At 68.4% G+C, this 19099-nt stretch carries 20 protein-coding genes; 7 read left to right on the top strand and 13 right to left on the bottom strand.

Annotated features, from left to right (window positions below; all coding sequences use genetic code 11):
- Positions 1-16: 16 nt before the first annotated feature.
- Positions 17-1543, bottom strand: coding sequence for an MdtA/MuxA family multidrug efflux RND transporter periplasmic adaptor subunit (locus AB4120_RS11065; RefSeq protein WP_441642234.1), 1527 nt, complete (start codon positions 1541-1543; stop codon positions 17-19).
- A gap of 287 nt (positions 1544-1830) precedes the next feature.
- Between AB4120_RS11065 and AB4120_RS11060 the strand changes: the two genes are divergently transcribed.
- On the top strand, positions 1831-2565 hold the full coding sequence (locus tag AB4120_RS11060; RefSeq protein ID WP_149137582.1) for a response regulator: 735 nt from the start codon (positions 1831-1833) through the stop codon (positions 2563-2565).
- Entirely contained in the window at positions 2562-3842 is a 1281-nt protein-coding gene (locus tag AB4120_RS11055) for an ATP-binding protein (RefSeq protein WP_149136626.1), read from the top strand. The genes AB4120_RS11060 and AB4120_RS11055 overlap by 4 nt, the downstream gene beginning before the upstream one ends.
- 6 nt (positions 3843-3848) lie before the next feature.
- Here the strand turns inward: AB4120_RS11055 and plsY are convergent, their stop codons facing one another.
- From plsY to AB4120_RS11025, 6 genes are all read right to left on the bottom strand, one after another.
- Complete coding sequence (gene plsY / locus AB4120_RS11050) at positions 3849-4457, bottom strand: glycerol-3-phosphate 1-O-acyltransferase PlsY (RefSeq protein WP_149136625.1); 609 nt, start codon at positions 4455-4457, stop codon at positions 3849-3851.
- A gap of 109 nt (positions 4458-4566) precedes the next feature.
- The gene (locus AB4120_RS11045; protein ID WP_144197311.1) at positions 4567-5058 is read right to left on the bottom strand and encodes an aminoacyl-tRNA deacylase; all 492 of its coding nucleotides are present in this window, start codon (positions 5056-5058) and stop codon (positions 4567-4569) included.
- 21 nt (positions 5059-5079) lie between these two features.
- Positions 5080-6018, bottom strand: a complete 939-nt coding sequence (gene xerD / locus AB4120_RS11040) for a site-specific tyrosine recombinase XerD (protein WP_149136624.1) — start codon at positions 6016-6018, stop codon at positions 5080-5082.
- Positions 6015-6494 (bottom strand): methylated-DNA--[protein]-cysteine S-methyltransferase, encoded by a 480-nt coding sequence (locus AB4120_RS11035; RefSeq protein WP_149136623.1) that lies wholly within the window; start codon positions 6492-6494, stop codon positions 6015-6017. The genes xerD and AB4120_RS11035 overlap by 4 nt, the downstream gene beginning before the upstream one ends.
- A 99-nt stretch (positions 6495-6593) precedes the next feature.
- A complete protein-coding gene (locus tag AB4120_RS11030; RefSeq protein WP_144197314.1) occupies positions 6594-7571 on the bottom strand; it encodes a tripartite tricarboxylate transporter substrate binding protein BugE in 978 nt (325 codons plus the stop codon).
- Between the two features lie 92 nt (positions 7572-7663).
- Positions 7664-8314 (bottom strand): chalcone isomerase family protein, encoded by a 651-nt coding sequence (locus AB4120_RS11025; RefSeq protein WP_149136622.1) that lies wholly within the window; start codon positions 8312-8314, stop codon positions 7664-7666.
- Positions 8315-8465: 151 nt separating this feature from the next.
- On the opposite strand from AB4120_RS11025, the gene AB4120_RS11020 reads away from it, so the two are divergent.
- Positions 8466-9359 carry an AEC family transporter gene (locus AB4120_RS11020; protein ID WP_441642233.1) on the top strand — a complete coding sequence of 298 codons (894 nt, stop codon included), beginning with the start codon at positions 8466-8468 and terminating at the stop codon, positions 9357-9359.
- Here AB4120_RS11020 and queG read toward each other — a convergent pair.
- Complete coding sequence (gene queG / locus AB4120_RS11015) at positions 9352-10518, bottom strand: tRNA epoxyqueuosine(34) reductase QueG (protein ID WP_441642232.1); 1167 nt, start codon at positions 10516-10518, stop codon at positions 9352-9354. The genes AB4120_RS11020 and queG overlap by 8 nt on opposite strands.
- 16 nt (positions 10519-10534) lie before the next feature.
- On the opposite strand from queG, the gene tsaE reads away from it, so the two are divergent.
- Together tsaE and AB4120_RS11005 are read left to right on the top strand one after the other, a co-directional pair.
- Complete coding sequence (gene tsaE, locus AB4120_RS11010; protein WP_149136619.1) at positions 10535-11068, top strand: tRNA (adenosine(37)-N6)-threonylcarbamoyltransferase complex ATPase subunit type 1 TsaE; 534 nt, start codon at positions 10535-10537, stop codon at positions 11066-11068.
- The gene (locus AB4120_RS11005; protein WP_149136618.1) at positions 11062-12561 is read left to right on the top strand and encodes an N-acetylmuramoyl-L-alanine amidase; all 1500 of its coding nucleotides are present in this window, start codon (positions 11062-11064) and stop codon (positions 12559-12561) included. Before tsaE ends, AB4120_RS11005 begins: the two co-directional genes overlap by 7 nt.
- An 88-nt stretch (positions 12562-12649) precedes the next feature.
- Here AB4120_RS11005 and AB4120_RS11000 read toward each other — a convergent pair whose 3' ends face one another.
- Positions 12650-13678: a bile acid:sodium symporter family protein gene (locus tag AB4120_RS11000; protein WP_149136617.1), complete on the bottom strand. Its 1029-nt coding sequence runs from the start codon at positions 13676-13678 to the stop codon at positions 12650-12652.
- A gap of 94 nt (positions 13679-13772) precedes the next feature.
- Here AB4120_RS11000 and AB4120_RS10995 point away from each other — a divergent pair, with 94 nt between their 5' ends.
- Positions 13773-14681 carry a LysR family transcriptional regulator gene (locus tag AB4120_RS10995; RefSeq protein ID WP_149136616.1) on the top strand — a complete coding sequence of 303 codons (909 nt, stop codon included), beginning with the start codon at positions 13773-13775 and terminating at the stop codon, positions 14679-14681.
- 9 nt (positions 14682-14690) lie between these two features.
- Here the strand turns inward: AB4120_RS10995 and AB4120_RS10990 are convergent, their stop codons facing one another.
- Positions 14691-15464 carry a class I SAM-dependent methyltransferase gene (locus AB4120_RS10990; RefSeq protein ID WP_149136615.1) on the bottom strand — a complete coding sequence of 258 codons (774 nt, stop codon included), beginning with the start codon at positions 15462-15464 and terminating at the stop codon, positions 14691-14693.
- Between the two features lie 109 nt (positions 15465-15573).
- Between AB4120_RS10990 and AB4120_RS10985 the strand changes: the two genes are divergently transcribed.
- A complete protein-coding gene (locus AB4120_RS10985) occupies positions 15574-16380 on the top strand; it encodes a helix-turn-helix transcriptional regulator (RefSeq protein WP_392388517.1) in 807 nt (268 codons plus the stop codon).
- A 12-nt stretch (positions 16381-16392) separates the two neighbouring features.
- Here the strand turns inward: AB4120_RS10985 and AB4120_RS10980 are convergent, their stop codons facing one another.
- The 3 genes from AB4120_RS10980 to kdsB form a co-directional block, all read right to left on the bottom strand.
- Complete coding sequence (locus AB4120_RS10980) at positions 16393-17151, bottom strand: 3-hydroxyacyl-CoA dehydrogenase (protein ID WP_144197324.1); 759 nt, start codon at positions 17149-17151, stop codon at positions 16393-16395.
- Positions 17152-17307: 156 nt separating this feature from the next.
- Positions 17308-17973: an adenylate kinase gene (gene adk, locus AB4120_RS10975; RefSeq protein ID WP_144197325.1), complete on the bottom strand. Its 666-nt coding sequence runs from the start codon at positions 17971-17973 to the stop codon at positions 17308-17310.
- Positions 17974-18285: 312 nt separating this feature from the next.
- Positions 18286-19095: a 3-deoxy-manno-octulosonate cytidylyltransferase gene (gene kdsB / locus AB4120_RS10970; RefSeq protein ID WP_441642231.1), complete on the bottom strand. Its 810-nt coding sequence runs from the start codon at positions 19093-19095 to the stop codon at positions 18286-18288.
- Positions 19096-19099: the final 4 nt, after the last annotated feature.

Here is a 19099-nt window from a genome sequence, read left to right as displayed (position 1 = left end):
GGGTGCGTCGCCGTGCTTACTGCTGCGGCCGTTGGCCGACGGTGCCGGTGGGGTTGGCCGGCGTGTTGGTGGTCGGGTTCGGGTTGGTGTCGGTGTCGCGCGGACGGCGGGCGGCAGCGCCGGAGGCGCCCATCGCCCCACCGGCGCCGGCGGCATCGCTGGCCCCGGCGTGTGCCCCGCTGGCCCCGCTGGCGCCGCCATGGCGCCGGCCACGCCCGCGTGGGGAACTGGCCGGCGTGGTGGCGGCGGCACGCGCGGCCGGGTCCACGGCTTCCACGATCATGCCTTCCTTGAGGCGGTCGGCGCCGTCCACGACCACGCGCTGGCCCGGCTCCAATCCTTTCATGACGGCGGTATGGGTGCCGTCGGTCGGCCCCAGCGTGACCACCTGCACCTTCACCTGGCTGTCATCGCCCACCACATAGACGAAGGTGCCCTGCTGGCCCCGCTGGATGGCGGCCACGGGGATTACGGTGGCGTCTACCAGCGTGTCCACGCGCGTGCGCACGTTCACGAACTGGTTCGGGAACAGCATGCCGTCCGCATTGGGGAAGATCGCCTTGAGCTTGACGGTGCCCGTGGTGGTGTCGATCTGGTTGTCGGTGGTCAGCAGCGTGCCTTCGCCCAGCTGGTTGCGCACCTGGCGGTCCCACGCCTGCACCGGCAGCTTCTCGCCGGCGTTGAGCTTCTTCAGCACGGCCGGCAGGTTGTCCTCGGGAATCGTGTAGAGCACGGCAATCGGCTGGATCTGGGTGATCAGGGCGATGCCGTTGGTGTCGCTGGTGCTGACGATGTTGCCCGGGTCCACCTGGCGCAGGCCGATGCGGCCCGAGGTGGGCGCCACGATCCGGGTATAGCCGAGCTGGATGCGCGCGTTATCCACATTGCCCTGGTCGGTCTTCACGGTGCCCTCGTACTGGCGCACCAGCGCGTCCTGGGTATCCACCTGCTGCTTGGAGATGGAGTCCTGCGCCAGCAGCGTCTTGTAGCGCTGCTGGTCCAGCCGGGCGTTCTGGAGCAGCGCCTGGTCCCGCGCGAGCTGGCCCGCGGCCTGGTCGAGCGTGGCCTGGAACGGACGCGGGTCGATCTCCGCCAGCACGTCGCCGGCCTTGACCATCTGGCCTTCCTTGAATAGCACCTTCAGCAGCGGGCCCGAGACCTGGGCGCGCACGGTGACGTTGGTCACCGGCGTCACGTTGCCCAGGCCGTTGAGCACCACGTCCATATCGCGCCGGGCTACCGTATTGACCACCACCGGAGAGCGCGGCTGCGCGCCGGGGCCCCCCGGACCTCCCGGGCCCCCCGGGCCCCCCGGGCCCATCCGGCGGCCCGCGCCGGGGCCGCTGGCGCCGCCGGTGGCCGCGCCGGCCTCCTGCGCGGCCTGCCGGTGGCTGTGCCAGTACCAGCCGACGCCGGCCAGCACGACGATGACAGCCACGGCGATCCAGGTGCGGCGGCGGGCCGGGCGGGCCGGGCGGGGTGGACGCGGCGGGGCGGGCGGCGGGGCGGGCGGAAGAGATTGACCTTGTTCGGGGCTGGACATAGACCGGGAATCCTGGGGACGGCACGACGATGGGCGTACCTACGGGCTTGCTCGGCATATGGGGCATTCGGCCCCCTATGGCGGCGAAGTTGCAGCAGTATGCCGCATCAGGCGGGCACCGCTGCGGTGCCATGGCCTGAAGGATAATGTGCCGCCGCCATCCCACCTATTTCGTGGCTGCCCGTTTTTATTACATCGGATTACGATGGCGCTGGGTGTAACCTCCGGAAACAAAACGGTCGGGGCAAATCGCCATGTGGCGGCGCCGGCCTGACTATCATGTGGCTATGCGAACGAACCAGCCTACCCAGATCCTCGTCGTCGACGACGATCCCGAACTGCGCGACCTCCTGCGCGAATACCTGACCAGCCAGGGTTTTGCCGTCTCGGTCCTGCACGATGGCGACGGCCTCCAGGCCCGCCTCGAGCGCGAGCGGCCGGCGCTGATCGTGCTCGACCTGATGATGCCGAAGGTGGACGGCCTGACCGCGCTGCGCAACCTGCGCGCCAAGAACGACGACATCCCGGTGATCCTGCTCACTGCGCGCAGCGACGAGATCGACCGCATCGTCGGCCTTGAGATCGGCGCGGACGACTACCTCGGCAAGCCGTTCTCGCCGCGTGAGCTGCTGGCGCGCATCAACGCGGTGCTGCGGCGCAAGCTGGCGCGCCCGGCCGCCGCGCCCGAGGACCGCGAGTCGGTGGCGTTTGGCCCGTTCCGGGTCAATTTCCGGCTGCGCACGCTGCTGCGCAGCGACCAGGCGGTGCAGATCAGCGATACCGAGTTCGCGCTGCTCAAGCTGCTGCTGTCGCACCCGCTGGAAGTGCTCTCGCGCGAACGCATCGTCGAGCTGATGTATGGCAGTTCCAGCGGCATCAGCGACCGCGGCATCGACGTGCAGATCTGGCGCCTGCGCCGCCTGCTCGACGAAGACGCGCAGCGTCCGCGCTATATCCAGACCGTACGGGGCCGGGGCTACACCTTCGTGCCTGACGAAGCCGAGGACAGCATCCCGCAATGAAGCTGAGGATCGACACCCTGTTCGGCCGCATGGCGCTGCTGATCGCGGCCGTGCTGTTCATCAGCCATTTCTCGTGGCTGGCCATCCTGCGCATGGACCGCCGGCAGCAGCAGATCGACTATTCGGTGGAGCAGATGATGTTCCAGCTGAAGAGCATCGAGCGCGCGCTCGACGCGAAGCCGCCGGTGGCGCTGCCCAGCCTGATCGAGGTGGCCGACACCGCCGCGGCTGACGAGCATTCGGCCGAGCCGGCGCCGGGCCGGCCGCGCCGGCTGGTGGAGCAGTTCGTACGCCAGTTGCCCGCCGGCACGCAGATCCGGCTTGAGGACGAGACCACGCCGCGCCTCTGGATCAAGCTGCCCACGCGCGCGCAGTGGATCGCCATGCCGATCCTGTTCGTGCACAATCCCCCGCCCGACAACCGCATGCTGCCCGGTGTGGTGCTGGTGGTGGGCGTGGCGATCGTCTTCGCGCTGCTGATTGCGTGGCAGATCCAGCGCCCGGTGCGCGACATGGCCGAGGCCGCCGAGCAGCTTTCCCGCCAGCACGCGGTCAAGCCGCTGCGCGAGCGCGGGCCGCATGAGCTGCGCCAGCTGATCGTGCGTTTCAATCGGATGGTGGCGGACCTCGCGCGCATTGACCAGGAGCGCAACACCATGCTGGCCGGCATCGCCCATGACTTGAAGACGCCGCTGGCGCGGCTGCGGCTGCGCGCCGAGATGCTGTCCGACCCCAAGGCGGCCGCCGGCGTGACCCGCGATGTGGATTCCATGGCGGCGATCGTCGAGCAGTTCCTCAGCTTCGCCCAGAGCAGCGAGCCGACTGCCCGCCCGGTGCCAGTGGACAAGCGCATCGGCGAACTGGCGTTGTCGCTGCAGGAGCAGGACCGTACCGTGGTGCTGGAGCTGACTGCCGGCGAGGGCTTCCGGATGATCGCCACCCAGCTCGACCGCATCATCGGCAACCTCGTCGATAACGCCTATGCCTACGGCGCGCCGCCCGTCTGCGTGGCGACGGCGCGGGCGCCGGATGGCTGGCGGCTGACGGTGGAAGATCAGGGACCCGGGATTCCGGAAGAGGCGATGGAGCGCGTGACGCTGCCGTTCGTGCGGCTGGACCCGGCGCGCGGCGGCAATGCCCACTCGGGGCTCGGGCTGGCCATTGTGGACCGCCTGGTGCGGCAGGCTGGCGGGCGGCTGATGCTGCTCAACCGGCCCGACGGCGGCCTGCGTGTGGAGATGGTGTTCCCGTTCGCGGCGCTGGCGCAGGCCGCGTAGGCAAACCTAGACCTTCTTCTTCTCGCCAATACGGCTTTCCTTGCCGGCCAGCAGCTTGGCGATGTTCTGGCGATGGCGCACTACCAGCAGCACGCTGATGACGAAGACCGCGCCGGTGATGATGTCCACGCCGAACATCAGCACGTAGAAGAACGGCGCGAAGATGGCCGATATCAGTGCGGCCAGCGACGAATAGCGGAAGAAGAACGCGATGATCAGCCACGTGGCCAGCGTGCCGGCGCCCAGCAGCGGATGGATCGCGAACAGGATGCCGGCGGCCGTGGCCACGCCCTTGCCACCCGCGAAGCGGTGGAACACCGGGAACAGGTGGCCCAGGAACACGCCCAGCGCCGCCAGCGCCACGCCCGAGTCCTCCACACCGTAGCCCGGGCCGAAGTGCCGGGCCAGCCAGACCGCGAACCAGCCCTTCAGGCCATCGCCAATCAGCGTCAGGATGGCAGCCTTCTTGTTGCCCGTGCGCAGCACGTTGGTGGCGCCGGGGTTGCCCGAGCCGTAGCTGTGGGGGTCCGGCAGACCCATGAGCTTGCTGACCACGACGGCAAAGGACACCGACCCGATCAGGTAGGCGACGACGGCGAATAGCAGGTTGACCATTGCAGGGGAATTTTTTGGGGGTTTCGGGCTGGCGCGATTGTAGCGCGCCCGCGCGCCTCAGTCAGTGAGGCAGCATTCAGTCCCGGCTCAGTCCCGACTCAGTCCGATTTCAGTCCGGCAGCGCGCACTCGACCGGCCTGGCATCCAGCAGCCGCGTCAGCACCTCCGGCGCGATGCTGACCAGATAGCCGCGCCGCCCGCCGTTGATATAGATCCGCTCCAGCGCCAGCACGCCCGCCTCCACATAGACCGGCATCCGCTTTTTGGTGCCGAACGGCGACGTGCCGCCGACCATGAAGCCGCTGTGGCGCTGCGCCACCTCGGGCTTGCACGGCTGCACGCTCTTGCAGCCAATCTGCCGCGCCAGGTTCTTGGTCGAGACCGAGCAGTCGCCGTGCATCAGCACGATCAGCGGCTGCGCGCGCTCGTCCTCCATGACCAGGGTCTTGACCACGTCGTGCTCGGGCACGCCCAACTGGCGGGCGGACTCGCCGGTGCCGCCGTGGTCGACATATTCATAGGGATGCTCGCCGAAATCCACGCCATGCCGGCGCAGCATCTGCGTGGCGGGGGTCTCGGAGATGTGTTTCGCTTTGCTCATGAGGCGCGGCGCGGCTGGGGGCTAGCCGCGCGGATGGTGGTGGAGATGCAGCTCGCGCAGGCGCTCGCGCGCCACGTGCGTGTAGATCTGCGTGGTGGAGATATCGGCATGGCCCAGCAGCAGTTGCACCACGCGCAGGTCGGCGCCATGGTTCAGCAGGTGCGTGGCGAAGGCGTGCCGCAGCGTATGTGGCGAAAGCGGCGCATGGATGCCGCCCTCGCGCGCGTGTTTCTTGATCAGGTGCCAGAAGGTCTGGCGCGTCATGCCCTCGCCACGCTGGGTGACGAACAGCGCGTCGCAGGCGCGGCCGGCCAGCAGCGCGGGGCGCGACTCGGCCAGATAGCGGCGCAGCCAGTCACCGGCCTGCGCGCCGAACGGCACCAGCCGCTCCTTGTTGCCCTTGCCGCCCACGATGCGCGCCACGCCCTCGTTCAGGCCGATTTCCACGGTCTTCATGCTGGTCAGCTCGGACACCCGCAGCCCGCTCGCATACATCAGTTCGAGCATGGTGCGGTCCCGCAGGCCCAGCGGCGTGGCGGTATCGGGGGTTTCGAGCAGCGCCTCGACCTGGGCTTCGGAGAGCGTTTTCGGAAAGCGCGGCGGCTGCTTGGCGGGGCGCAGCAGCAGGCATGGATCGGCCTGGATCATGTGCTCGCGCAGCGCCCACTGGTAGAAGCGGCGGAACACCGTGAGCCGCCGGTTGGCCGACGAGGCGCGCGTCTCCAGGTGGCGCGCGGCGAAGTAGGCGGACAGCAGGGTGTCATCCACGCCCAGCAGCTTGCCGTGGGCGGCGCCATGGAGCCAGCGCGCCAGCAGGGCCAGGTCGCGGCGATAGGCGTCGATGGTGTTGCGCGACAGGCCGTCTTCGAGCCACAGCGCGTCGCAGAATTGATCCACCAGCGCGAGATCGGCGCTGGGATCGGTGCCGGCCGGCGCCTCGGCGTGCACAACATCGCTCATAGCAGCATCGCGCCCTCGTGGCGCAGCAGCCAGCGTTTCACGCCGAGGTGGAAGCCTTCCTCGCCATGATGGGCGAAGCCCCCCAGCCCGTTAGCGGCCACCACGCGGTGGCAGGGAATGACCACCGGAAACCAGTTCTGCCCGCACGCCTGCCCCACGGCGCGCGGCATGCTTTGCAGGCTTTTGGCGATGGTGCCGTAGGTGGTCAGGCCGCCACGCGGCACGGCCGAGATGGCGTCCCAGACCTTGCGCTGGAACGCGGTGCCGCGGTGGGCCAGCGGCAGGTCGAACACGGTGTCGGGGTCGGCGTAGTAGGCGTCCAGCTGCGCGGCCACGCGGCGCGCGAGGGCGCTGGCCGGGGCGATCAGGTCGAAGCTGTCGGGCAGGTAGACGATTTCGTGGACGTGCTCGCCATCGGCACGCACGCCGATCTTGCCGAAAGGCGCGGGCAGGATGGCATCGAAGCGGTGGGACATGGCTGGCGGACGGCTGGGGTGATGACCCCGGATTTTATGCCGATTTCCAACCACTGGCTCCCGTCTCCCTTGGGGCGAGGGGAGCCAGTCTCAAGCGGCTTACTGCTCCAGCTTGATGTTCTGCACCTTCACAAGCGTCTTCATCTTGTCGAATTCCTTCTTGATCTCGGCGGCGTGCTGGGCCGGGGTGTTGCCCGACGGCTCGGCGCCGGCCGTGCGCAGGCGCTGGACGAAGTCCTTGTCCTGCAGCGCCTTGACGGCCGCGGCGTTCAGCTTGGCGATCACGTCGTCCGGCGTGCCGGCGGGCGCCACCAGGCCGTACCAGGCCGGGTCATTCGGCTCCTTCAGGCCCATTTCGGCGAAGGTCGGCACGTTGGGCAGGCCGTCCACGCGCTTGTCCCACGCCACCACCAGCGCGCGCAGCTTGCCGGCCTTGATGTAGGGCATCGACGACGGCAGGTTGTCCACCATGATCGGCACCTGGCCGGCCAGCACGTCGTTCAGCGCCGGGCCCGCGCCACGGTACGGAATGTGCACCATGAACGTCTTGGTCGAGACCTTGAACTGCTCGCCCAGCATGTGGCCGAAGCCGCAGGTGCCCGACGACGCGTACGAGTACTTGCCCGGGTTGGCCTTCAGCACGGCCAGGAACTCCTTGTAGTCCTTGGCCGGGAAGTTCGGGTTCACGGCGATCACGTTGGCCACGTTGGCCACGTTCGTGATGGGCTTGAAGTCCTTGATCGGGTCGTACGACAGCTTCGGGTTGCAGGCCGGGTTCACGGCCATGGTCGAGACCGTGGAGATGCCGATGGTGTAGCCATCGGGCGGGGCCTTGGCGATGGCGTCGGCGCCGATCGAGCCGCCCCCGCCGGCGCGGTTTTCCACCACCACGGGCTGGCCGAGGATGCGGCTCATCTGGTCGGCCACGCCACGGCCCACGATATCGGTGGTGCCGCCCGGCGCGAACGGAATGATCAGGCGGATCGGCTTGGTCGGAAAGCTCTGCGCGTGGGCCACGGAGGCCACCGAGGCGATGGCGGCAACGGCCAGGGTCAGTGCGGTTTTACGAGCGTGCATGAGAAGAGAGTCTCCCGTTCTGAAACCCGGACGGATCGCGCCCGGGGAGGTCATAAAACGCCGGCGAGCGTTGCGCCGGCGGCGTTGCGGATTCAGCCGCCCAGCAGGCCGCGCTTGAGCTCGCGGTCCACCGGATGCTCGCCCAGGAAGATGCGCAGCACCGCCTGGTAGAAGTCCTCGCCCGGAATCGGCCGCCCGCGCGGGATGCCGTTGACGGCCACCACGGTGCCGCTGTCGGGGGCGTAGTCGAAGTTGATGACATCGCCCCGGCGTGCCGTGCCGACCAGGGTCATGTTCTGTTCGAGCTGGGTGAGGCGGTCGGCCAGCAGCTTCAGCTGCGGCTCGGAGTGGTTCTCGCGCAGGCCCGAGTTCAGCGCCTTGACGAAGGCATCGGACTCCACCTCGCGCAGCGGGCGGATCTGCAGCCGCTTGGGCCCGTGCGTGCCCAGCGCCACGGCGGCGTTGCGCGCGCGCTCGGGCAGATACAGCCCGGCCGCGTAGCCCTTGATGACGAACACCGCGCGCAGCCCGGCGCCGTTCAGCTGCAACTCCTTGCCGCCGACGCGTGTGGCGTCGTCGAAGCGCACCCCCTCGATCTCCATCGCCATGGCATGCGTGGAGATGGCCGACAGCGGCGACAGCAGCCCCACGGCCACGGCCAGTGCGGCGGCGTGTCTGCGCAGAGCGGTGGACCGGCGGGCGGGGTACTTCATGGGTGCGGCGGGCAAGACGAGATTTGGCATGTCATGTTGCCGGAGTTCTGGAACAATACCCATCCGTATCTGCCCTAGTCCGCACATTTGACCGTGCCTGCCGTGAGGGGTCCCCGCCCGCGATCCCGGCTGTCGCATGCGTCACAAGGGTGGTCTGTTGTGCCATAAAAACTAAAGAGACATGTCTTCAGCACTGCTGCTGGTGCCGGACTTCAGCCTGATCCTGATCGGCTGGCTGCTGGTCCGCTATACGCCGTTCGACCGCGCGTTCTGGTCCGGCGTGGAACGTCTGGTCTACTTCGTCCTGTTCCCGGCGTTGCTGTTGCAATCCACGAACAGTGCCAGGTTCGACTTCTCCTCCACTTCGGCCATGCTCGGGCTGGCGCTGGCCACCACGGCGTTCGGCGTGGTCACGGGCTACCTCGTCAAGTACGTGCTGCGGCCGGCCCCGCTGGACTTCGCCTCGGGGCTCCAGACCGCGTTCCGCTTCAATTCCTATATCGGGCTGGCCCTGGCGTCGCGGCTGGGCGGCAGCGAGGGGCTGGCGCTGATGGCGCTGGTCGTCGGCGTAACCGTACCGCTGTGCAACGTGGTGGCGGTGTGGGCGCTGGCGCGGCACGGCGAGTCGCGGCTGCTGCGCGAACTGGCGCGCAATCCGCTGATCCTGGCCACGGCGAGCGGGTTGATTACCAACCTGCTCGGCCTGCATCCGCCCGAAGTGGTGGCGATGACGCTGAGCCGGCTCGGCTCGGCCTCGACGGCGCTGGGGCTGATGACGGTGGGCGCGGGACTGCAGATGCGCGGCGCCACGGGCACCGTCGGCCCGGTGGCGTGGTGGTGCGGCGTGAAGCTGCTGGCGATGCCGGCCTTCGCGTGGCTGGCCGGACGCTACCTGCCGCTGACGGTGCTCCAGTACCAGATCGTGGTGCTGTTCGCCTCGCTGCCCACGGCGTCGAGCGCGTACATCCTCGCCGTGCGCATGGGCGGCAACGGGCCGATGGTGGCGGCGACGATCTCGCTGATGACCATTGCTGCCATCGTCACCACGCCGTTCTGGCTGGCGCTGGTCAGCTAGAGGAAGTCGGGGAGGGGTCCTGGGCCAGTGCCCAGTCGATATGCTCGCGCACCAGTGGCGTGGCGGTGTCCTGCCGGCCCCGCAGCGCGGCGCGGATGCGCCCGGCCAGCGCCGCATCGGTGCCGGACGCCGCGCGCAGGCTGTTGCCCAGCCCCACGGCGAGGTTGCGCAGCCAGCGTTCATGGCCGATGCGGCGGATCGGGCTGCCTTCCAGCCGCTGGTTGAACTCGGCCTCGGTCCAGCCGAACAGGTCGACCATGTCGGGCGCGTCGAAGCCGTTGCGCACGTCGAAGTCGGGCAGCGTGGCCCGGTGCGCGAATTTGTTCCACGGGCAGGCCAGCTGGCAGTCGTCGCAGCCATAGACGCGGTTGCCCATCGGCGCGCGAAATTCCTCGGGAATCGACCCCTTGTGCTCGATGGTCAGGTAAGAAATACAACGCCGGGCGTCGAGCCGGTACGGCTCCAGAATGGCGGCCGTGGGGCAGATATCGATGCAGCGGCGGCAGTTGCCGCAGTGGGGGGTCTCGGGCGCGTCGGCGGGCAGGGGCAGGTCGACCAGGATCTCGCCGAGGAAGAACATCGAGCCGCCGTCGCGGTCCAGCAGCAGCGTGTGCTTGCCGCGCCAGCCCAGCCCGCCCTGGCTGGCCAGCGCCACCTCCATCACCGGCGCGGAATCGGTGAACACGCGGTAGCCGAACGGGCCAATGGCCTGCTCGATGCGCGCCGCCAGTTGCTGGAGCCGGTTGCGCAGCACCTTGTGATAGTCGCGGCCGCGGGCGTAGAGCGAGAGCACGGCCGTGGAAGGATCGTCGAGCCGCGCGAGTTCGTGCCCGCGCCAGTCGTCGGGGCCCTTGTCGGCCCCCCCAGCAGGCAGATAGGGCATGCGGGCGACGATGGCCCGCACCGTGCCCGGCACCAGTTCGGCCGGCCGGGCGCGCCGCGTGCCGTGGTTGGCCATATAATCCATGTCGCCGTGGTAGCCCGCCTGCAACCACGCCAACAGGCCCGCTTCCGCGTGGCGCAGATCGACATCGGCGATGCGGATCGCATCGAAGCCAAGCGCCGCGCCCCAGGCACGCATGGACTGCGCCAGGGCGGCCAGATCCGGTGGCGCCTGTGGCGAGATTTCAGTGGGGGCGGGTGCTGCGACATCGATCATTCCTGAATTGTACGCAATGCCCCTGCTCGAAGAACGCATCCTGACGCTGCCGGACGAGGCCGCCACCGCACGGTTTGGCGCCGCGCTGGCCGCCGCGGTGCAGGCCATGCCGCCGCGCACGGTGCATGTGCAGCTCTCGGGCGACCTGGGCGCGGGCAAGACCACGCTCTCGCGCGCGGTGCTGCGCGCGCTGGGCCACGCCGGCAAGGTCCGCAGCCCCACCTACACGCTGTGCGAGCCCTACGAAGTGGCCCGCGCCGATGGCTCGCCGCTCACCGTCTACCACTTCGACCTGTACCGCTTCGCGGACCCCGAGGAGTGGCTCGACGCCGGATTCCGCGACTGTTTCGCCGAGCCGGCGTTCAATCTCGTCGAATGGCCGGAAAAGGCGGGCCGCCTGCTTGGGGAACCGGACCTCCACGTGTTGCTCCAATCGGACATCCGCGCGCTGGAATCCGCCGCGGGCGCCGATCCGGAAGGCGCCGACCCCCGCATGGCCACGCTGCGGGCCTATACTCCCACTGGACTTATCCTGCTGAACGCATGCTGATCAAGCGACTCGCCACCGACCGACCCGATGGACCCGACGGACTGCTGCAGGCCCGGCGCAAGTGGATGGCGCAGGCTGCGCGGTTTGGCGCCGGCACAGTGGTGCTGACCCTCGTCGGCCCGCAGATCGCGCGCGGCGCCGGCATCGTGGCCGTGCGCGTCTGGCCTGCCGAGGATTACACGCGCGTGACCATCGAGTCCGATGCGCCGCTGGCCGCGCAGCACCAGATGATCCGCAGCCCGGACCGCCTGGTGGTGGATATCGACGGCCTTGACCTCTCGCCCACGCTGCGCGAGCTGGTGGCCAAGATCAGCACCAACGACCCCTATATTCAGACCGTGCGCGTGGGCCAGAACCGGCCGCGCGTGGTGCGGATGGTGTTCGACCTCAAGGAGGACGTCTCGCCGCAGGTGTTCACGCTGGCCCCGATCGGCAACTACCGCAACCGGCTCGTGTTCGATCTCTACCCGGTGAATCCGCCCGATCCGCTCTGGAAGCTGGTGCGCGATACCGAGGACAAGCAGCGCCGCTTCGCCCAGAACCCGCCGGCGGCGGGCAGCGAGGGCGTGGCCGGCGCACCGCCCGGGGCCGAGGAAGATGCGATTGGCGCGCTGGTGCGCAAGTTCGATGACAAGAACCAGCTGCCGCCCGCCACCACGGCGCCGCCGCCGGCTGTCGCGCAGGTCAGGCCCAAGCCTTCGGCCCCTTCCGCGCCCTCGGCGCCACCGGTGCCGCCGCCGATGGCCCAGACCAATGTGCCGCCGCCCAGCCAGTTCAAGATGCGCCGCCTGCTGACCGTGGCCCTGGACCCCGGCCACGGCGGCGAGGACCCCGGCGCCATTGGCGCGGCGGGCTCGCGCGAGAAGGACGTGGTGCTCCAGATCGCGCACCGGCTGCGCGCCAAGATCGACGCCCAGCCCAATATGCGCGCGATGATGACGCGCGACTCGGACTTCTTCGTGCCGCTGAACGTGCGCGTGCAGAAGGCGCGGCGCGTGCAGGCCGACCTGTTTGTGTCGATCCACGCCGATGCCTTCCTGTCGCCCGAGGCGCGCGGGGCGTCCGTGTTCGCGCTGTCCGAACGGGGGGCGTCCAGCTCGGCCGCCCGCTGGCTCGCCAACAAGGAAAACAACGCCGACCTGATTGGCGGGACCAATATGGGCAACAAGGATGCCCAGGTGGCGCGCGTGCTGCTGGACCTCTCCACCACGGCGCAGATCAACGACAGCATGCAGGTCGGCAAGGCCGTGCTGGGCGAGATCGGCGGCATCAACAAGCTGCACAAGGGCAGCGTGGAGCAGGCCGGGTTTGCCGTGCTCAAGGCGCCGGACATTCCGTCGATCCTGATCGAGACCGCCTTCATCAGCAACCCGGAAGAGGAGCGCAAGCTCAACGACGACGCGCACCAGGAGCAGCTGGCCAACGCCATCCTGCGTGGCATCAAGGCGTACTTCGCGAAGAACCCGCCGCTGGCGAAAAACCCGTCGGTGTAAGCCTTCTTTCGTACTGGTCAGAAACAAAAAGCGGCGCCCGAGGGCGCCGCTTTTGTCATGCGGAAAAGATTCAGACTCAGACTTAGACTCAGGCGCGGGCCGTGCCGCGCGCCTCGGGGGCGTCGTCGCGGCTGGCGTAGCGGCCGGCGATCACCGAGCAGACGATCAGTTGCAACTGGTGGTAGACCATCAGCGGCAGCACCAGCAGGCCCAGCGCGGGATGGCCCGCGAACAGGATCTTGGCCATCGGAATGCCGTTCGCCAGGCTCTTCTTCGAGCCGCAGAACACCGCGGTGATCTCGTCTTCCACCGAGAAACCCAGGCGGCGTGCGACGAAGGTGGTAGCCCCGAGCACCACGATCAGCAGGATCGCCGCGATACCCATCACCGCGCCGATGGTCTGCCAGTGGTACTGGTGCCACAGGCCGGCGGCCGTGGCATCGCAGAACGACGAATAGACGATCAGCACGATCACGCCACGGTCGATCTTGCTGGTGATCTGCTTCTTCTTGGCCAGCCAGTTGCCGATCAGCGGACGGGCCAGCTGGCCCAGTGCGAACGGCAGCAGCAGTTGCAGCGCCACGCCAGTCAGCGCGCGGCCCAGCGGCATGTTGCCGGTGCCGGAAGCACTGATCACCAGGCCCATCAGCAGCGGCGTGAGCGCCATGCCGATCAGGCCCGAGATGGTGGCGTTGAAGATGGCGCCCGGCACGTTGCCGCGCGCCATCGACGTCATGGCTACCGACGAGGACACCGTGGACGGCAGCACGCACAGGAAGAACACGCCGAGCAGCAGGTCTGCCGGCAGCGTGTCGCGCAGCGCGAACATCAGCACCACGCCCACCACCGGGAACACCACGTAGGTGAACGCCTGGACGAACACGTGCAGGCGCCAGTGACGCGCGCCGGCCACGAGCTTGTCGCGCGAGAGCGCTGCGCCGTGCAGGAAAAACACCAGCGCGACGCCAAGGTTGGTGACAATGCCAAGGTGCAGCGGACCGTCGCCGGTGCCGACCTCGGGGGCGATCAGCGCCACCGCAATCGCGGTCAGCATGATCAGCACGAAGCCGTCGATCAGGTCGTAGAGCTTTTTGAAGGGAGTCAGGATGGCGGACATTGGGGATAGTGCTTAAGGGTTTCCGCTTGGTATTGGACGCGAACGGCGTCTAGAATGCAAATTCATTTATCGTATTGATTCATCTGATCGTTGCATGAATTACACATTGCGGCAGTTGCGGGTCTTTCTGGCGGTGGCGGCGCATGGCAGTTTCAGCCGGGCGGCGGATGCCGTCGGCCTCACGCAGCCGGCGGTGAGCCGGGGCGTGGCTGAGCTTGAGGAAGCACTTGGCGTGCGGCTGCTGGATCGCACCACGCGCGAGGTGGTGCTGACCGATGCCGGTACGGCGCTGGTGCCGGCACTGGAGCGGCTGCTCGGCCAGCTGGACGACACCCTAGAGGAAACCCGCCAACTGGGCGAGCGCTACCGGGGTCGCGTGGTGATCGCCAGTGCACCCACTATCTCCGCCCGCCTGATGCCGATGTATGTGGCGGAATGCGCACGTCAATACCCTGAGATCCGCCTGTTCGTGCGCGACAACGTGCAGGCCGATGGCCTGGAGCAGATCCGCGCCGGCGCGGTGGACTTCGGCGTGCTGATTGATCCGATGGCGCGGGAAGGGCTGACCATCGCCCCGCTGGCCACCGATCCGTTCTGCTTTGTGTGTCGCCGGGATCACCCATTGGCGGACGTCGAATCGGTTTCGTGGACCGCCTTGCATGGCCAGCGGCTGGTGCTGCTCGATTTCGCGTCCGGCAGCCGGCCGCTGATCGACCGGATCTTCGCGCGCCATGGCGTGGCGCCGCATGTGGTGCAGGAGCTGGGCCATTCGGCCAGCGTGTTCGGGATGGTAGAGGCGGGGATCGGGGCGTCGGTGCTGCCGTCGTTCTCGCTGCCGCTGCCGGAGGCGTCGCCGCTGGTGTCGCGCCCGCTCACGCCGCGCGAAGAGCGCAGCATCGTCATGGTCCGGCGCGAGGACCGCTCGCTCTCGCCGGCGGCGGCAGCAGTCTGGCAGATGGTCCAGACGCTGCCGATTCCGGCCGAAGCGGTACTGACTAATTAGTTAACCGCCTTATCCGATGCGCGGCGTGGCGGTCACCATGACCGCCTCCAGCGAGAAGCTGCCGTCCGGCTGCACCCGGTAGCGCTCGCGCACCTCGGCAGGCGCCTGCTGCCAGAGATGGCGGATGGCGGCCACCGCCACCTCGGGCGTGCGCATGCGCGCCACCCAGGAATCGAAATCGAGTTCGATCCGCCAGACCGGCGACACCGTCACGTCGAACCCCGCCGCCTCGCACAGCACCGCCCATTGCGTGGGCGAATAGTCGTGGATGTGGGAGGGATCGCGCAGCAACTCCACCGACTGGAGCCACGTATCGCAGAGCGGATCGTCGGCGCCGGCAATATCGATCATCACCAGCTTGCCCTGCGGCTTCACCACGCGGCGGATCTCGCGCAGCGCGGCGGGCACGTCGCGCCAGTGATGGGCGCTCATGCGGGAGACCACGGCGCAGAAGCTGGCATCGGCGAACGGCAACGTCTCGGCCGCGCCCTGCTGCGTGGTGATGTTTGTCAGTCCTCGCTCACGTGCCGCGCCTGCCACCACGTCGAGCATGGACTGCGACAGGTCGTACGCCACCACCGCATTGGCCTGCGTCGCCGCCGCGAAGCTGGCATGGCCGGCGCCGCAGCCCAGGTCGAGCACGCGGCTGTGGCCCACCGGCTTCAGGTGGGCGAGGGCGGCCTTGAGTTGGTCGAGATCCGCGCCCTGGGCGTGGACCGCGCTGGTGAGATATGCCTGGGCGGTGGCGCCAAACTGCGCCGCGACGAGTTCCTGCTGTTGCATGGGGTGCCTCATTGTTCTATCTGGACGGGAGAAAACTTGCCTTGGGCCCAAGGGTTCACGTACTGTAGACGGCACGTTTTCCCGGTACAAGTGACCGATTTATCCTGGTATAAGAAGCACCACCATGCCTGAGCCATCGACACCCACATCGCGCGAAGCCGAACTCGGCGCCTTCCTGCGCGCGCACCGGGAGCGCCTCACCCCTGCCGATGTGGGCCTGCCGCCCGGCCGGCGCCGCCGCACGCCGGGCCTGCGCCGCGAGGAAGTGGCGCAACTGGCCGGTCTCAGCGCCACCTGGGTGACATGGCTGGAGCAGGGCCGGCCAGTGTCGATGTCCGCCCGCGCGCTGACCAGCCTGGCCCAGGCGCTGCGGCTCTCGCGCGCCGAGCACGCCTACCTGTTCGCGCTGGCGGGGCGTCCCGCGCCGCGTGACGACGCTGAACCCGCCGTGCCGCCCGCGCTGCTGGCCAGCGTGCACGCCGTCGCCGGGCCGGCCTATCTGCTCGATCGGCAATGGAATGCGCTGGCGTGGAACGCGGCGGCGGCAGACCTGTTCGTCGGCTGGCTCGATCCGGCCAGTACGGAGCGCAACCTGATGCGCGCGATGTTCCTGTCGCCGGCCTTGCAGGCGCTGGTCGAGGATTGGCCGCACCGGGCGGCGCGGCTGGTGGCGGAGTTCCGCGTGCACAGCCTGCGCCATGCCGAAGACCCGCCGACGCGGGCGCTGGTGGAGGGACTGCGGGCGGAGAGCGCGGCGTTTCGCGCGGCCTGGGCCTCGCAGGATGTGGAGGAGCGCCAGGGCGGCCGGCGCGGGTTTCATCACCCGACGCGCGGCCTGCTTACCTTCGAACAACTGACGATGGTGCCGCCAGCGGCGCCGGGCCTGATGCTCGGCATGCTGCTGCCGGCGGCGTAGCAGCGCTCTTACTTACTTCGGCTGCATCCGGATCGCGCCGTCGAGGCGGATCACTTCGCCGTTCATCATCGTATTGACGACGATGGCGTGCACCAGCTTCGCGTACTCCGCCGGGCGGCCCAGACGCGGGGGGAACGGCACCATCCGGCCGAGCGCGTCCTGCACTTCCTGCGGCATGCCCATCAGCATCGGGGTCTCGAACAGGCCCGGGGCGATGGTCATGCAGCGCACGCCGTCGCGCGCCAGGTCGCGGGCGATGGCCAGCGTCATGCCGACCACGCCGCCCTTGGACGCCGCGTAGGCCGCCTGGCCAATCTGCCCGTCGAACGCCGCCACGGAGGCGGTGTTGATGACCACCCCGCGCTCGCCATCGGCGTCCGGTGTGTTGCGCACCATGGCAGCGGCGGCCAACCGGATCATGTTGAACGTGCCGATCAGGTTGACACGCACGGTCTTCTCGAACGAGGCGAGCGGGTGCGGGCCATCCTTGCCGACGGTCTTGGCCGCCACGGCGATCCCCGCACAGTTGACCAGCCCGGCCAGCCGGCCCAGCTTCAGCGCGGCATCGACAGCCGCCTGGCCATCCGTTTCGGACGCCACATCGCACTTCACGAACTGGCCGCCCAGTTCCTCGGCCAGCGCGGTGCCAGCCGCCTCGTTCAGGTCGGCGATGACGACCTTGCCACCGGCTTGCGCCAGCATCCGCGCGGTGCCCGCGCCCAATCCCGATGCGCCGCCAGTGACGATGAATACGTTGTTCTGGATGTCCATCCGCCTGTCTCCTTGATTTGCTGTGGTCAGATTGCCGTTTACGTTAACGTAAATCGAGCGTTATGGGAAAGCCGGGAGGATAAAAAACGAACGCACGAACGGAAAAAGGCGACCCGGAGGTCGCCTTTTCTTTTCTGGTGCAGCGGTGTGGCGCGCTTACTTCAGCGCTTCGAACACGGAGGCCGTGATCTTGTCCACATCGCCCACGCCCACGATCTTGCGGTACTTGGGCGGCGACACCTTGGCCGACGCATCACCGTTGGCGGCCCAGTTCGAGTAGTAGTCGACCAGCGGACGGGTCTGCTGCGAGTACACGTCCAGGCGCTTGCGCACGGTCTCTTCCTTGTCGTCGTCGCGCTGGATCAGCGCTTCGCCGGTCACGTCGTCCAGCATGTCCTGCTTGGGCGGGTTGAACTTGACGTGATAGGTGCGGCCCGAGGCCACGTGCACGCGGCGGCCGCTCATGCGCTCGATGATGGCGTCGAACGGCACGTCGATCTCCAGCACGTAGTCGATGGCCACGCCGGCTTCCTTCATCGCCTCGGCCTGCGGAATGGTGCGCGGGAAGCCATCGAACAGATAGCCCTTTTCGCAGTCGCACTCCTTAAGACGGTCCTTCACCAGGCCGATAATGATGTCATCGGACACCAGCCCGCCCGCGTCCATCACCTTCTTGGCTTCGATGCCCAGCGGCGTACCGGCCTTCACCGCGGCGCGCAGCATGTCGCCCGTGGAGATTTGCGGAATGCCGAACTTTTCGCAGATGAACTTGGCTTGCGTGCCTTTGCCGGCGCCAGGTGCGCCCAACAGGATCAAACGCATTTACGGGTCCTCAGAACAATTTGAATTCGGTCTTGCGGGGGTATCGAAGGAGGGTAACGCCGCAACTTGACGCAGGACTTACGCCGGCGGGTAATGCCGGCGTCACGTCTTGGTTGGCGCCCGGGCGCACTCGGCTGCCGAAGGCAGCGGGGCTCACGGTCTGGCTCGCTTTCTCTATCTCCCCACCGAGCCTTGTGCGGACGCGCAGCACACGCGCCCACGGGCTCTGTTTCGGCAAGCATTATGCCACGGGCAGTACGGTTCGGATTCCGTTCAGGTTGCAGCAGTATGAACTTCCGTGCAGGAATGCTGTCACGGACCTTCCTGCGCCACGCTGCCGGCCCACAGGGCACGCACGCGTTCGAGGTCGGCCTGGGTGTCCACGCCGGGGGCGGGTGCCGCCCCCGTCACCAGCACGCCAATCCGCTCGCCATGCCACATGGCACGTAGCTGTTCGAGGGCCTCGGCCTGCTCGATCGGGGCGACGGCCAGCGTCGGAAACCGGCGCAGGAAGCCAGCCCGGTAGGCATAGAGGCCGATATGGCGCAGCACCGGCATGGCCGGCAGCGGCACGCTGGCGGTGGCCGCAGGCTGGGTGGGCACGGCGGCCCAGGCATCGCGCGCCCACGGAATCGGCGCGCGCGAGAAGTACAGCGCCCGGCCCAGGTTGTCGCACACCACCTTCACCACGTTCGGATTGAACACCTCGGCCACGTCATGGAGCGGGTGCGCCGCCGTGGCGATTGCGCAATCGGGGTGGGCGGCCAGGTGCAGCGCCACCTCGTCGATCAGGTTCGGGTCGATCAGCGGTTCGTCGCCCTGCACGTTGACCACGATGTCGTCGTCGGCCAGGCCCAGCAGGGTGGCCACTTCGGCGAGGCGGTCGGTGCCGGACGGATGGTCGGCCCGCGTGATCACCGCCTCCACGCCGTGCGCGGCACAGGCGTCCGCCACGGCGGCGGCATCGGTGGCCACCACGGTACGGCGCGCGGACGAGGCGTGGGCGCGTTCGGCCACGCGCACGATCATCGGGTGCCCGCCGATATCGGCGAGCGGCTTGTTCGGCAGGCGCGTCGAGGCGAGCCGGGCCGGAATCACGACGGTAAAGGCGGGAATGCTCATCGCG

The organism is Cupriavidus sp. 2KB_3 (assembly GCF_052115685.1).
Taxonomy (GTDB): Bacteria; Pseudomonadota; Gammaproteobacteria; order Burkholderiales; family Burkholderiaceae; genus Cupriavidus; species Cupriavidus campinensis.
The sequence above is the reverse complement of the archived record's forward strand: the minus strand, read 5'-3'. Positions and strand labels throughout refer to the sequence as shown.

Coding starts and splice junctions, on each gene's coding strand:
- AB4120_RS11025 (WP_149136622.1), bottom strand. CDS start 8,314: ATGCCAAATCTCGTCTTGCCCGCCGCACCCATGAAGTACCCCGCCCGC.
- AB4120_RS11005 (WP_149136618.1), top strand. CDS start 11,062: ATGCTGATCAAGCGACTCGCCACCGACCGACCCGATGGACCCGACGGA.
- AB4120_RS11000 (WP_149136617.1), bottom strand. CDS start 13,678: ATGTCCGCCATCCTGACTCCCTTCAAAAAGCTCTACGACCTGATCGAC.
- AB4120_RS11030 (WP_144197314.1), bottom strand. CDS start 7,571: ATGCACGCTCGTAAAACCGCACTGACCCTGGCCGTTGCCGCCATCGCC.
- AB4120_RS11045 (WP_144197311.1), bottom strand. CDS start 5,058: ATGAGCAAAGCGAAACACATCTCCGAGACCCCCGCCACGCAGATGCTG.
- AB4120_RS10995 (WP_149136616.1), top strand. CDS start 13,773: ATGAATTACACATTGCGGCAGTTGCGGGTCTTTCTGGCGGTGGCGGCG.
- adk (WP_144197325.1), bottom strand. CDS start 17,973: ATGCGTTTGATCCTGTTGGGCGCACCTGGCGCCGGCAAAGGCACGCAA.
- AB4120_RS10980 (WP_144197324.1), bottom strand. CDS start 17,151: ATGGACATCCAGAACAACGTATTCATCGTCACTGGCGGCGCATCGGGA.
- xerD (WP_149136624.1), bottom strand. CDS start 6,018: ATGAGCGATGTTGTGCACGCCGAGGCGCCGGCCGGCACCGATCCCAGC.
- queG (WP_441642232.1), bottom strand. CDS start 10,518: ATGATCGATGTCGCAGCACCCGCCCCCACTGAAATCTCGCCACAGGCG.
- kdsB (WP_441642231.1), bottom strand. CDS start 19,095: ATGAGCATTCCCGCCTTTACCGTCGTGATTCCGGCCCGGCTCGCCTCG.
- AB4120_RS11035 (WP_149136623.1), bottom strand. CDS start 6,494: ATGTCCCACCGCTTCGATGCCATCCTGCCCGCGCCTTTCGGCAAGATC.
- AB4120_RS11065 (WP_441642234.1), bottom strand. CDS start 1,543: ATGTCCAGCCCCGAACAAGGTCAATCTCTTCCGCCCGCCCCGCCGCCC.
- AB4120_RS11055 (WP_149136626.1), top strand. CDS start 2,562: ATGAAGCTGAGGATCGACACCCTGTTCGGCCGCATGGCGCTGCTGATC.
- plsY (WP_149136625.1), bottom strand. CDS start 4,457: ATGGTCAACCTGCTATTCGCCGTCGTCGCCTACCTGATCGGGTCGGTG.
- AB4120_RS11060 (WP_149137582.1), top strand. CDS start 1,831: ATGCGAACGAACCAGCCTACCCAGATCCTCGTCGTCGACGACGATCCC.
- AB4120_RS10990 (WP_149136615.1), bottom strand. CDS start 15,464: ATGCAACAGCAGGAACTCGTCGCGGCGCAGTTTGGCGCCACCGCCCAG.
- tsaE (WP_149136619.1), top strand. CDS start 10,535: ATGCCCCTGCTCGAAGAACGCATCCTGACGCTGCCGGACGAGGCCGCC.
- AB4120_RS11020 (WP_441642233.1), top strand. CDS start 8,466: ATGTCTTCAGCACTGCTGCTGGTGCCGGACTTCAGCCTGATCCTGATC.